Annotated in this window: 6 protein-coding genes; all 6 read left to right on the plus strand. The window is 42.4% G+C overall.

Annotated features, from left to right (window positions below; genetic code table 11):
* Window positions 1-15: 15 nt before the first annotated feature.
* The 6 genes from rpoB to Q3A68_RS06915 all read left to right on the plus strand — a co-directional run bounded on the left by rpoB (window position 16) and on the right by Q3A68_RS06915 (window position 14,586).
* Window positions 16-3,819: a DNA-directed RNA polymerase subunit beta gene (gene rpoB / locus Q3A68_RS06890; RefSeq protein ID WP_302900322.1), complete on the plus strand. Its 3,804-nt coding sequence runs from the start codon at window positions 16-18 to the stop codon at window positions 3,817-3,819.
* A 92-nt stretch (window positions 3,820-3,911) separates the two neighbouring features.
* A complete protein-coding gene (gene rpoC / locus Q3A68_RS06895) occupies window positions 3,912-8,198 on the plus strand; it encodes a DNA-directed RNA polymerase subunit beta' (RefSeq protein WP_302900323.1) in 4,287 nt (1,428 codons plus the stop codon).
* Between the two features lie 218 nt (window positions 8,199-8,416).
* Complete coding sequence (locus Q3A68_RS06900) at window positions 8,417-11,029, plus strand: SLBB domain-containing protein (protein WP_302900324.1); 2,613 nt, start codon at window positions 8,417-8,419, stop codon at window positions 11,027-11,029.
* Window positions 11,030-11,051: 22 nt separating this feature from the next.
* Complete coding sequence (locus Q3A68_RS06905) at window positions 11,052-12,152, plus strand: GumC domain-containing protein (RefSeq protein WP_302900325.1); 1,101 nt, start codon at window positions 11,052-11,054, stop codon at window positions 12,150-12,152.
* Window positions 12,153-12,239: 87 nt separating this feature from the next.
* Window positions 12,240-13,571 (plus strand): nucleotide sugar dehydrogenase, encoded by a 1,332-nt coding sequence (locus Q3A68_RS06910; RefSeq protein WP_302900326.1) that lies wholly within the window; start codon window positions 12,240-12,242, stop codon window positions 13,569-13,571.
* Between the two features lie 19 nt (window positions 13,572-13,590).
* Window positions 13,591-14,586: an SDR family oxidoreductase gene (locus tag Q3A68_RS06915; protein WP_302900327.1), complete on the plus strand. Its 996-nt coding sequence runs from the start codon at window positions 13,591-13,593 to the stop codon at window positions 14,584-14,586.

Raw genomic sequence — 14,586 nt, forward strand, 5'->3', positions numbered from 1 at the left:
TAAAATTATAATCCCTTGGCAAACAAAAATAATCAAAGAGTAAATTTTGCAACCAGCAGAAAAGTGTTGGATTATCCAGACTTTCTGGATGTTCAGTTGCAATCTTTCCAGGAATTTTTTCAATTGGAAACCACCTCAGACAACCGCCACAAGGAAGGGTTGTTTAAAGTGTTTGCCGAAAATTTTCCAATTTCGGACTCAAGAAATATCTTCGTTTTAGAGTTTCTTGACTATTTTATTGATCCGCCACGTTACGATATACGCGAGTGTATTGAACGCGGATTGACTTATAGTGTGCCGTTGAAAGCGAAACTTCGCTTATCATGTAATGACGCTGAACACGAAGATTTCGAAACTATCGTACAGGACGTGTACCTGGGAACCATCCCTTACATGACCCCTAAAGGTACTTTCGTTATCAACGGTGCCGAGCGTGTAATTGTTTCTCAGTTACACCGTTCGCCTGGTGTGTTCTTCGGTCAGAGCCGTCACACAAACGGTACAAAATTGTACTCTGCCCGTGTTATCCCTTTTAAAGGATCATGGATAGAGTTTGCTACGGACGTGAACAACGTGATGTATGCTTACATCGACCGTAAAAAGAAATTCCCGGTTACTACGCTGCTTCGTGCAATAGGCTACGATTCTGATAAAGACATATTGGAATTATTTGAGCTTGCCGACGAAGTGAAAGTGAGCAAATCAGGTCTGAAAAAATATATCGGCCGCAAGCTTGCCGCAAGGGTTCTCAAAAAATGGGTTGAAGACTTTGTAGATGAAGATACAGGTGAAGTGGTGTCTATCGACCGTAATGAGATCATTCTTGAGCGTGAAACCGTTTTGGAAGACGACCATATTGATATGATCATCGATGCCGGTGTGAAAACCATCATCCTGAACAAGGAAGATGCTTCTACCAGCGGTGATTATACTATAATATATAATACCTTACAAAAAGATACTTCCAACTCAGAGAAAGAAGCGGTTGAGCACATCTACCGTCAATTGCGTAATGCTGAACCACCTGATGAAGAAACAGCTCGTGGTATCATTGATCGTTTGTTCTTCTCTGATAAAAGATATGACCTGGGTGATGTGGGGCGTTACCGCATCAACCGTAAGCTTCAGCTGGATACATCAGATGAGACTAAGGTTTTAACCAAGCAAGATATTATTGCGATCGTTAAATACCTGATCAAACTGATCAACTCAAAAGCTGAGGTGGATGATATCGATCACTTGTCAAACCGTCGTGTACGTACCGTAGGTGAGCAGTTATACGCTCAGTTTGGTGTAGGTCTGGCACGTATGGCACGTACCATCCGTGAGCGTATGAACATCCGTGATAACGAGGTGTTCACACCAACCGACCTGATTAATGCACGTACATTGTCATCGGTGATCAACTCGTTCTTCGGTACCAACCAGCTTTCTCAGTTCATGGATCAAACCAACCCATTGGCAGAGATTACGCACAAGCGTCGTCTGTCAGCCTTAGGTCCGGGTGGTCTGTCACGTGAGCGTGCCGGTTTCGAAGTTCGTGACGTACACTATACCCACTACGGTCGTTTGTGTACCATCGAAACCCCGGAAGGTCCGAACATTGGTCTGATCTCATCACTTTGCGTACACGCTAAGATCAACAACTTAGGTTTCATTGAAACCCCATACAAACGTGTTGATAATGGTATTGTAGCTGTTGACGAACCTGTTGTATATCTGTCTGCCGAAGACGAAGATGGCAAAACTATCGGTCAGGCTAACGCGGTATATAACGATAAAGGTGTTTTTGCAACTCCGCGTGTTAAAGCACGTTTTGAAGGTGACTTCCCGGTAATTGAGCCTGAAAGACTTGATTATATGGATATTGCTCCGAACCAGATCACTTCGATAGCTGCATCGCTGATTCCATTCCTGGAACATGATGACGCTAACCGTGCGCTGATGGGTTCGAACATGCAACGCCAGGCTGTACCACTGTTGCGTCCTGAGGCGCCAATTGTAGGTACAGGTTTGGAAGGCCGTGTTGCAAAAGACTCGCGTACGCTGATCAACGCTGAAGGCGATGGTGTGGTTGAATATGTTGATGCAACCGAGATCCGTATTAAATATGACCGTAGCGAGGATGATCGCCTTGTGTCATTTGACGGTGACAGCAGGACCTACCTTTTAACTAAGTTTAAGAAAACCAACCAAAGTACTACTATGAACCTGAAACCGATCGTTAAGAAAGGTGAGCGGGTTGAAAAAGGCCAGGTGCTTTGCGAAGGTTATGCAACACAAAATGGCGAACTGGCATTGGGTCGTAACCTTAAAGTGGCGTTCATGCCTTGGCAGGGATATAACTTTGAGGATGCGATTGTGATCTCAGAACGCGTTGTGTCGCAGGATATATTTACTTCATTACACGTTGAAGAGTTCGAACTGGAAGTTCGTGACACTAAACGTGGTGAAGAAGAACTGACACCGGATATCCCGAACGTATCAGAAGAGGCCACTAAAGACCTTGATGAGGACGGTATCATCCGTATTGGTGCGGAAGTGAAAGAAGGCGATATCCTGATCGGTAAGATCACTCCAAAAGGTGAGTCTGATCCTTCACCAGAAGAAAAATTGTTACGTGCCATATTTGGTGATAAAGCAGGCGACGTAAAAGACGCTTCACTGAAAACTCCGCCGTCTATCAGTGGTGTGGTTATCGATACCAAATTATTCTCACGTGCAAAGAAAACTTCAAAGGCAGAAGAAAAAGCTCAGCTGGATAAGCTTGACACCAAGCATGAAAAGGCAATGAAGGATCTGAAGAATATTTTGATCGACAAATTATTCGAGATCGTGAACGGCAAAACATCACAAGGTGTTTACAATGTTTACAAAGAATTGCTGGTACCAAAAGGTGTTAAGTTCACCCAAAAAATCCTGGCTGAGTTGAACTATGAAAATATCAACCCAACCAAATGGACAACTGATGATGACAAAAATGAGCAGATCAAGATTTTGCTTCATAACTATGGCATCAAAGTGAATGAGGAACTGGGTGCTTACCGTCGTGATAAATTCGCGATCAGCGTAGGTGACGAGCTTCCATCAGGTATCGTTCAGATGGCTAAGGTTTACATTGCTAAAAAACGTAAACTGAAAGTAGGTGATAAAATGGCCGGACGTCACGGTAACAAGGGTATTGTTGCCCGTATCGTACGTGATGAAGATATGCCATTCCTTGAAGACGGAACACCTGTTGATATCGTTCTGAACCCCCTGGGTGTACCTTCGCGTATGAACCTGGGCCAGATCTACGAAACCGTATTAGGCTGGGCCGGTAAAGAGCTTGGTGTTAAATTCGCTACCCCTATCTTCGACGGTGCAACCCACGAAGAGGTAGAAGAATGGATCGCTAAAGCAGGTTTACCAGAGTCGGGCAGAACATACCTGTATAATGGTTTGACCGGTGATCGTTTTGATCAGCCAACTACAGTAGGTATTATCTACATGCTGAAACTGGGTCACATGGTTGACGATAAGATGCACGCTCGTTCAATAGGGCCATACTCATTGATCACACAACAACCATTGGGTGGTAAAGCTCAGTTCGGTGGTCAGCGTTTTGGTGAGATGGAGGTTTGGGCACTGGAAGCATTCGGTGCGTCAAACATCCTGCAGGAAATATTGACTGTTAAGTCGGACGACGTTATCGGCCGCGCTAAAACTTACGAAGCAATTGTTAAGGGTGAAAATCTGCCTACACCATCAGTTCCTGAATCATTCAATGTATTGGTTCACGAATTAAGAGGTTTAGGTTTGGATATCACGCTAGAATAATTAGTGAATTAGTGAATGAGCGAATGAGTGATTAAGATCTTCATTCATTCATTCACAACTCACTCATTCACTTATTAAAATCAAAGGAGACTATGTCTTACAAAAAGGATAATAAAATCAAAAGTAACTTCACCACCATTACCATCAGTCTGGCTTCACCTGAATCCATTCTGGAGCGTTCAAGCGGTGAGGTTTTAAAACCAGAAACCATTAACTACAGGACCTATAAGCCTGAGCGTGATGGATTATTCTGCGAGCGTATTTTTGGTCCGGTTAAAGATTACGAATGCCATTGCGGTAAATACAAACGGATCCGTTACAAGGGTATCGTGTGCGACCGTTGCGGTGTTGAAGTAACTGAGAAGAAAGTGCGCCGTGAGCGTATGGGCCACATCAACCTGGTGGTTCCGGTTGCTCATATCTGGTATTTCCGTTCGCTGCCAAACAAAATTGGTTACCTGCTGGGCTTGCCAACCAAGAAACTCGATCTGATCATTTATTATGAAAGATACGTAGTTATTCAGCCAGGTATCAAAGAGGCGGATGGTATCAGCACAATGGATTTCCTGACAGAAGAAGAATACCTTGATGTATTGGATACTCTTCCAAAAGAAAACCAATACCTGGATGACAAAGACCCTCAGAAATTCGTTGCAAAAATGGGTGCTGAGGCGTTGGAGGAATTGTTAAAACGTCTTAATCTGGATCAGTTATCCTATGATCTGCGTCACCAGGCTGCTAACGAGACCTCACAACAACGTAAAAACGAAGCTTTAAAACGCCTTCAGGTAGTTGAGGCTTTCCGTGATGCAAAAACAAGGATCGAAAATAACCCTGAATGGATGATCGTTAAAATCGTTCCGGTTATTCCACCTGAACTGCGTCCGTTGGTGCCTTTGGAAGGCGGTCGTTTTGCTACTTCCGATTTGAACGACTTATACCGTCGTGTGATCATTCGTAACAACCGTTTGAAACGTTTGATCGAGATCAAAGCACCTGAGGTAATCTTACGTAACGAAAAACGTATGTTGCAGGAAGCTGTGGATTCGTTATTCGATAACTCACGTAAAGTTAACGCTGTAAAAACAGAAGGTAACCGTGCTTTGAAATCACTTTCAGACATCCTGAAAGGTAAACAAGGCCGTTTCCGTCAAAACTTATTAGGTAAACGTGTTGACTACTCAGCCCGTTCGGTAATTGTTGTAGGCCCAAACCTGAAATTACACGAATGCGGTTTACCAAAAGATATGGCTGCCGAGTTGTTTAAACCATTTATCATTCGTAAGATGATCGAAAGAGGTGTGGTAAAAACGGTAAAATCAGCTAAAAAGATTGTCGACCGCAAGGATCCATTGGTTTGGGATATATTGGAAAACGTACTGAAAGGTCACCCCGTGTTACTAAACCGTGCGCCTACGCTGCACCGTTTGGGTATCCAGGCATTCCAGCCAAAACTGGTAGAAGGTAAAGCTATTCAGCTGCACCCATTAACCTGTACCGCGTTCAACGCCGACTTTGACGGTGACCAGATGGCTGTGCACGTACCACTTGGTAACGCTGCTATTTTGGAAGCCCAAATACTGATGCTTGCATCACACAACATCCTTAACCCTGCCAATGGTACACCTATTACTGTACCATCTCAGGACATGGTGCTTGGTTTGTACTACATAACCAAAGGCCGTAAAACAGATGCCGGACGTACTATTAAAGGTGAAGGTTTATCGTTCTATTCTGCTGAAGAGGTGATTATTGCTTTCAACGAGAGGAAAGTTGACCTGCATGCCTTCATCAAGGTTAAAGCCAACGTGAAGGAAAAAGATGGTAGCATTAAAAACAAACTGATCGAAACTACTGTAGGCCGTGTATTATTTAACCAGCACGTACCAACAGAAGTTGGTTATATCAATGAATTATTGACTAAAAAGTCACTTCGTGATATCATTGGTGATGTGGTGAAGGTGACGGGTATGGCACGTGCCGCGCAGTTCCTGGACGACATCAAGGAATTAGGTTTCCAGATGGCATTCCAGGGTGGATTATCATTTAACCTGAAGGACATTAACATCCCTGCTGAAAAAGTTACTTTGATCGAACAGGCTTCTAAACAAGTTGAAGAAGTAATGGGTAACTACAACATGGGATTCATTACCAACAACGAACGTTATAATCAGATCATCGATATTTGGACACGTATCAATAACCGTTTGACTGCAAACGTGATGGAGATATTGTCGACAGATAACCAGGGCTTCAACTCTGTGTACATGATGTTGGATTCTGGCGCCCGTGGTTCAAAAGAGCAGATCCGTCAGCTCGCAGGTATGCGTGGTCTGATGGCGAAACCACAAAAATCAGGTTCAGGTGGTGAAATTATCGAGAACCCGATCCTTTCAAACTTTAAAGAAGGTTTGTCGGTATTGGAGTACTTCATTTCAACCCACGGTGCCCGTAAAGGTTTGGCCGATACCGCGTTGAAAACTGCCGATGCTGGTTACCTGACACGTCGTTTGCATGACGTTGCCCAGGATATGATCGTTGGTGAAGTTGACTGTGGAACGCTCAGAGGTATATTTACTACTGCGTTAAAAGATAATGAAGACATTGTTGAACCATTGTATGACCGTATTTTGGGCCGTACCTCATTACATGATGTACACGACCCGATCACCGGTGATCTATTAGTTTCAGCAGGTCATGATATAGACGAAGAAATCGCTAAGAACATAGAAAACTCACCGCTGGAAGGTATTGAGATCCGTTCAGTATTAACCTGCGAAAGCAAACGCGGTGTATGTTCCTTGTGTTATGGCCGTAACCTGGCAAGCGGTAAACGTGTGCAAATGGGTGAGGCTGTAGGGGTAATTGCTGCGCAGTCTATCGGTGAGCCTGGTACACAGTTAACACTTCGTACATTCCACGTGGGTGGTACCGCTTCGAACATTGCTGCTGAATCGCAGATCAATGCCCGTTTTGAAGGTATCATCGAGTTTGAAAACGTACGTACCGTGCCATTCCAAACTGAAGACGGTACAGTGGACGTAGTATTAGGCCGTTCAGGTGAGTTCCGTATCCTTGAACAGGGAAGCAATAAAGTGATCATGACCAACAACATTCCATACGGCTCATACCTGTATGCGAAAGATGGCAGCAAGATCACTAAAGGCGACCGTATCTGTTCCTGGGATCCATATAACGCCGTAATTATCTCTGAATTTGCAGGTGTTGCCAAGTTTGACGCTGTATTGGAAGGTATCACTTTCCGTGAAGAATCAGACGAACAAACTGGTCACCGCGAAAAAGTGATCATCGATACCCGTGATAAAACCAAGAACCCTGCTATCCAGATCGCCGATACAAAAGGTAATTTAATAAAAGGATACAATATCCCGGTAGGCGCGCACATCGCTGTTGATGAAGGTGATAAGATCCAGACAGGGCAAGTTATCGCTAAGATTCCTCGTTCAACTGGTAAAACACGCGATATCACCGGTGGTCTGCCACGTGTGACTGAGTTGTTCGAAGCACGTAACCCATCTAATCCGGCTGTAGTAACCGAAATTGATGGTGTTGTAAGCTTAGGCGGTGTTAAGCGTGGTAATCGCGAGATCACTATCGAATCAAAAGATGGTCAGATCAAGAAATACCTGGTTCCGCTGTCAAAACACATCCTTGTACAGGATAATGACTTCGTGAAAGCCGGTATGCCGTTGTCTGATGGTTCCATATCGCCGGCTGATATCCTGGCTATTAAAGGCCCGGCTGCAGTACAGGAATACCTGGTAAATGGTATACAGGAAGTTTACCGTTTGCAGGGTGTGAAGATCAACGACAAACACTTTGAAGTAATTGTTCACCAGATGATGCAGAAAGTACAGATTGAAGATGCCGGCGACACCCGCTTCCTTGAAAAAGAAGCTGTTGATGGCTGGGATTTCATGATGGAAAATGATGAAATCTACGATAAGAAAGTAGTTGTTGAGCCAGGTGACTCTACTACGTTGAAAGCTGGTCAGATCGTATCGGTTAGAAGACTCAGAGATGAGAACTCTATCTTGAAACGTAAAGACATGAAGCTGGTTGAAGTAAGAGACGCTATACCTGCAACATCTAGTCCGTTGCTGCAAGGTATCACCAGAGCGTCGTTGGGTACGAAATCATTTATCTCTGCTGCATCATTCCAGGAAACTACCAAAGTACTGAATGAAGCTGCTATCGCGGGTAAGAAAGACCTTATGCTTGGCCTGAAGGAAAACGTGATCGTAGGTCACTTGATCCCATCAGGAACAGGTTTACGTCAGTACGAAAACATCCGCGTAGGTTCGCAAGAGGAGTTCGATCGCCTGATGGCTTCGAAGACCGAAGAAGTTGAAGCTTAATTCAACTGCTAAATAAATTTGGTAAAGCCTTCTGTGAAAACGGAAGGCTTTACTGTTTTAAGCAGGTTTTGTAACTATTTCAATATTAGTTACTTTTGTGCTGGTAAATGGGCAAAGTGAAACTTATATCGGTCAATCTTTTTTAATTTGCTTATTATTGCACGCAAAAACTAAACAACAGTTTTTTGTGTTTTCACTCCTATGATTATCGACAAAGAATGAATAGTTTAAAAATCTACCTAACCATACTTGTTACTCTTCTGTTTTTTTTAGCTTATAGTCCGGCTTCAGCGCAGTCGCTACCTCAAAACCTGTCCAGCATAAATGTTGATGATTTATCAGATGCGCAGATATTGCAGTTAATGCAAAAGGCTCAGCAGATGGGTCTTAGCGATTCTCAGTTAATGCAACTAGCCCAGGCCAAAGGTGTGTCTGATGAACAGATAAGAAAATTACAGGCAAGAGTTGCTGGACTTCGTAATAAAAATGGGCTTAATAGTGGCAACAATACTAATAATTCTCCAGGCAATCTGAGCGACACCACCCGGCAGGCTTCACGGAAATTAAATTATACGCCTGATACAACAAACAATCAGAAACAATCCAATCAATTTGATTTTTTTGAACAGCTCAAGCCCAAGATATTTGGTGCCGACCTCTTTAGAAACAGTAATTCCAATACTTTTCAGCCTAACCTGAAATTGGCTACACCTGTAAACTATATTGTAGGTCCGGATGATCAGATCAGGATCAATGTTTATGGTAACTCTTCAGTCGATTGGAGTTTGGCTGTTTCGCCTGAAGGTAATATCAATATTCCCGGAGTAGGGGTGTTGAACGTTGCAGGCAAAACCATTGAAGATGTAACTTCCGCAATAAAAAGTAAACTGGCCGCAAATAACTATGCTATTGGCAGAGGCACGAATGTTAAAGTGAGTTTAGGTGATATCCGCAGCATCAGTGTGATTTTACAGGGTCAGGTAATGAAACCGGGAACTTACACTTTACCATCATTATCAACAGTATTTAATGCCTTATATGTAGCAGGTGGCCCTAATGATGTGGGATCATTTAGGCAAATTGAAGTAATACGTGACAATAAAGTGATCCGGCATGTCGATCTGTACGACTTCCTGGTTAAAGGCAGCCAGAAGGATAATATTTCGCTGAGAGACCAGGATGTTATTCGTATACCTGCTTATAAGGTACGCGTTCAACTAAAAGGCGAGGCGAAAATCCCTGCATTATTTGAAGTATTACCAGGTGAGAAACTACAGGATGTATTAAATTTTGCCGGAGGGTTCACCGATGAAGCGTATACCAACCGTATCAAAGTTGACCAGGTTAGTGACCAGCAGCGTAAGATTGCAGACGTTTTTGAAAAAGATTATAACACCTATACGCCTTCCCGTGGCGATAAATATACAGTTGATAAAATTATCAATCGTTACGAAAACCGGGTACAGATTACGGGAGCTGTTTTTAGGCCAGGCGTGTTTGAATTGAAAAAGGGCTTGACCTTGTCGCAATTGATCAAAAATGCGGGCGGGCTAAAAGAGGACGCATTTACAGGTCATGGAAGTATTGTGAGGCTCAATCCGGATAATAGCCCCCAACAATTGTCTTTTAACGTGAATGACGTCCTGAATCAACCTTCAGCTGATATTCCATTACAACGGGAAGATAGCGTATCAATCGCTTCTATCTTTGATTTACGTGATAAGTATTCAATCAGTATTAAGGGAGAGGTGCGAAGCCCTGGAGATTATGTGTTCGCTGATAGTATGAAGGTGACTGACCTGATCATCAAGGCCGGAGGTTTTAAAGAAGGCGCTACCGGGAAAAGAATAGAAGTATCAAGAAGAATTTATGATAGCGATCCGATGGCAGCAAATACCAAAGTTGCCCAGGTGTTTAGTGTAAATGTTGATCCGAGTTTAAAGACTAATGATGCCAATTTTACCCTTCGGCCTTATGATATCGTATCGATTTATAGCTTACCTGGCTTTGAAACTCAAAGAGTAGTGAAGGTGGAAGGGGAAGTTTTATATCCTGGGTACTATACGATTCAAAACAAAAATGAGCGAATATCTGACATGATTAAGCGGGCCGGTGGACTGACAAAATCTGCAGATATAGATGGTACAAGTTTAAAACGGGATAATGCAGCTGTATTGGGAGTTGATAAATCAAAAGTTGATACTTCTGAAATAAATAAGGAACGTGCTGAGAATTTTCAAAGGCTCCAAAATGATTATAATACCTCTATTGACAATAATTCAAATATGAATGGTGCGTCAAATGGTAGTGTTACAGCAAACGGTAATAATAAAGGGCAGAATAATAACAATAGCGATATCATTGCAAAGAAGGATAGCATTTATCAACCCAGAAATAACTTCATAGGTATCGAACTCCGCAAGATTTTAGAAAATCCGGGCGGCACCTACGATCTTATTTTGGAAGATGCGGATGTTTTAAGAGTGCCTAAATTACTGCAAACGGTTAGAGTAAATGGCGAGGTATTATACCCAAGCGCCGTTGTATATACTAAAGGAAAGTCATTTAAAGAATATGTGCTGAACGCAGGCGGATATTCACCTAATGCTTTAAAGAGGGGTGCGTATGTAGTTTATCCAAATGGAACCGTTAAAGGAACAAGAAAGGTCTTGTTCTTTAACAGCCACCCATCTGTAAAGCCCGGAAGTGAAATTTACGTGCCGGAAAAACCAGAGAAAAAATCCAATCCGCAAGAGTTAGTGGCATTCACTACCGGGTTTGCCTCATTAGGAGCGATTATCCTTGGTTTAATTACGTTGCTAAAAAAATAATACCTGATTAAATTCGGAATTAATGATTCAATCTGATTTAGAAGATAAGGATATGGATGCCCCGGATAAGACATCGTTGAAGCATTTTATCCAAAGGGTGCAGTATTGGTGGGCTTATTTAAAGCGTAAATGGATTATTATACTATTGGCGTTTCTGGGTGGCGCAGCATTGGGTTTAACTTACTCCTTCTTAAAAAAACCTCTCTACGATGCTGGTCTTAGTTTTGCTATCCAGGATGATAGTTCCACCGGGGGAAAACTCGGCGCTGCAGTTGGGTTAGCCAGTCAATTTGGAATTGATCTCTCAGGAAGTAATATCGGCGGAGCTTTTTCTGGCGACAATTTGTTAGAGCTGTTACGCTCCCGTGCAATGGTAGAGAAAACTTTGCTTACATCAGTTACTATAAACGGAAAGCAGGAGACGCTTGCAGAATTATACATTACTTTTAATAAATTTCGTGAGCGTTGGGGAGACAATCCTGCTTTAAAAAATATTCAATTTTTACCCAATGCCGATCGGAGTAAATTTACCTTGACTCAGGACAGTTTATTGGGTCTGTTTTATCAAACTATCTTAAAAAAGAACCTTAATGTAGATAAGGTAGATAAAGATTTGAGTATAATTACCATAAAAGTAGAAACCAAGAATGAGCTGTTTTCAAAATATTTTACGGAGGCATTGGTGAAAACTGTTTCAGACTTTTATATAGAAACCAAGACTAAAAAATCAGCACAAAATGTAAATGTACTGCAAAAGTTAACCGATTCGGTTCGCAGGGAATTAAACGCAGCTATTACAGGCGTTGCTACCACGGCTGATATCAATCCAAACGCTAATCCAACTTTGCAAATATTAAAAGTACCATCGCAACACCGGCAGGTGGATGTGGAAGCTAATGGTGCCATGTTAACGGAGCTTGTTAAAAATTTAGAGCTTTCCAAGATCTCACTACGAAAAGAAACACCCCTGATACAGATAATAGATACCCCGATCCTGCCTCTTGAAGAAAAGAAGGTTTTGAAACCGGTCGCATTTATTGTTGGAGGTATTATCGGGGCGATATTGATGGTAATCAATATCTTGATCAGGGCACGGTACAGAGAAATTATGGACGCGAAATAATTGATAAGGACAAAAAACATCTTTAGTACTATGGTTGTTCCATGTTCTTATCTGTGATTGAAAATTTACCTTTGATTAAACCAATTTATGTCAGAAATACAAAGCCCTTCATTATTTAAACCTTCCGAAAAAGTGAGGATCGGGATTATTGGGCTTGGTTATGTGGGATTGCCTTTAGCTGCCGAGTTTGCGACAAAATATACGGTTATAGGATTTGATATTAATAAAAAGCGCATAGAAGAACTGGCTTCAGGGCACGATCATACTTTGGAAGTTTCCGAAGAGCAGTTGCTGAAGGTGGTTATTACCCGGGATCAGTTGAATAGCCATGCGACTGGGCTTTTCTGTACAAATGATCAGGAATGTTTAAATGATTGCACCGTTTTTATTATCACAGTTCCAACGCCAACTGATAGACACAACCGACCCGATTTAACGCCATTGTATAAGGCCAGTCAAACAGTTGGTAACGCCCTCAGGAAAAATGATGTGGTCATATATGAATCTACCGTATATCCCGGTGTTACAGAAGATGAGTGTGTGCCGGTACTGGAACAAATGTCAGGACTGAAATATAACCAGGATTTCTTTGCCGGGTATTCACCTGAGCGGATTAACCCGGGCGATAAAGAGCACACAGTCGCTAAAATATTAAAAGTAACTTCGGGCTCGACTACGGAAGTTGCTGAATTCGTCGATCAATTATATGGTTCTATTATCATTGCCGGAACATATAAGGCAGCGTCTATTAAGGTAGCTGAAGCTGCCAAAGTAATCGAAAATACACAGCGGGACATCAATATTGCGTTTGTTAATGAACTGAGCAAAATATTTAACCGACTGGGTATAAATACAAATGATGTATTGGAAGCCGCAGGCACTAAATGGAACTTTTTAAAATTCAAACCCGGACTGGTTGGCGGGCACTGCATTGGTGTCGATCCTTATTACCTGGCGCAGAAAGCGCAGGAACTGGGCTATCATCCTGAGATGATATTGGCGGGCCGTAGGTTAAACGATGGCATGGGCGAATACGTGGCTGATGAAGTGATTAAACTGATGGTCAGAAAAGGCATACAGGTTATTCATAGTAAAGTGCTGTTACTGGGATTCACATTCAAGGAAAACTGCCCGGACGTGCGTAATACCAAAGTGATCGATATTGAGAGGAGATTGAAAGAGTATAAAACAGATGTTCATATACTCGACCCATGGGCCGACCCTGCTGAGGTAAACCGTGAGTACGGTGTCACCTGCAGTAATGATACGGCTATTGGAGCAAAATATGATGCAGTAATATTAGCAGTAGCACACAGGGAGTTTAAGGACTTGGATATTTCAGGATTTCTAAAAGATACGGCTGTGGTTTATGATGTGAAGGGCGTTCTGTCACGCGATTTAGTGGATGCGTGTTTATAATTATTAATTATTGCTAAAAATGTACGAACACAAATACCATAACGAAGATATTAACAAATATAGTTTTCTAATCACGGGCGGAGCGGGCTTTATCGGCTCAAATCTGGTGGAGTATTTATTGAAACATGGTGCCAGGAAAGTTCGTGTGTTAGATAATTTATCAACAGGATATTACAACAATATCGAACGCTTTACTACTCATCCGGGGTTCGAATTTGTTGAAGGTGATATCCGAAATCCGGATGCTTGCCATAACGCCGTAAGAGGAATGGATTTTGTATCGCATCAGGCAGCTCTCGGGTCGGTTCCGCGTTCTATAAATGATCCGATTACCACAAATGAAGTAAACATCAGCGGTTTTTTGAATATGTTGGTGGCTGCCCGCGATGGGAATGTAAAACGATTTATTTACGCCGCCAGTTCAAGTACCTATGGTGACCATCCGGGGCTTCCTAAGGTTGAAGATAAAATAGGTAACCCTCTTTCTCCTTATGCAGTTACTAAATATGTAAATGAGTTGTATGCTGCGGTATTTTCAAAAACCTACGACTTTCATACGATAGGGCTAAGATATTTTAATGTATTTGGGCCATATCAGAATATTCATGGACCGTATGCCGCTGTTATACCTTTATTTATAGAAGCGGCGTTAAAAAATGAGGCCCCAAATATTAACGGGGACGGCGAGACGAGCCGCGATTTTACCTTTGTTGACAATGCTGTTCAGGCCAATATTAAAGCAATGCTTAACTGCAATATTAATAAACACGAAGTGGTTAACATTGCTGTGGGGCAACGCACAACACTGAATCAGTTATGGCAAATATTGTGTGAATTATCCGGTAGTGATATTCAGCCTGTTTATAAGCCTGAGCGTAGGGGCGATGTGCGGCACAGTCTGGCTGATATAAGCAAAGCAGAGGCGTTAATTCAATATGAACCTCAATATTCAATTAAAGAAGGGCTTGGACTAACCTATAAATGGTATCAAAACGAAGTCCACAGTAAACTGTAA

The sequence above is a fragment of the Mucilaginibacter tolerans genome (assembly GCF_030519375.1).
In the GTDB taxonomy this organism is placed as follows: domain Bacteria; phylum Bacteroidota; class Bacteroidia; order Sphingobacteriales; family Sphingobacteriaceae; genus Mucilaginibacter.

Coding starts and splice junctions, on each gene's coding strand:
- rpoC (WP_302900323.1), top strand. CDS start 3,912: ATGTCTTACAAAAAGGATAATAAAATCAAAAGTAACTTCACCACCATT.
- Q3A68_RS06900 (WP_302900324.1), top strand. CDS start 8,417: ATGAATAGTTTAAAAATCTACCTAACCATACTTGTTACTCTTCTGTTT.
- Q3A68_RS06905 (WP_302900325.1), top strand. CDS start 11,052: ATGATTCAATCTGATTTAGAAGATAAGGATATGGATGCCCCGGATAAG.
- Q3A68_RS06910 (WP_302900326.1), top strand. CDS start 12,240: ATGTCAGAAATACAAAGCCCTTCATTATTTAAACCTTCCGAAAAAGTG.
- Q3A68_RS06915 (WP_302900327.1), top strand. CDS start 13,591: ATGTACGAACACAAATACCATAACGAAGATATTAACAAATATAGTTTT.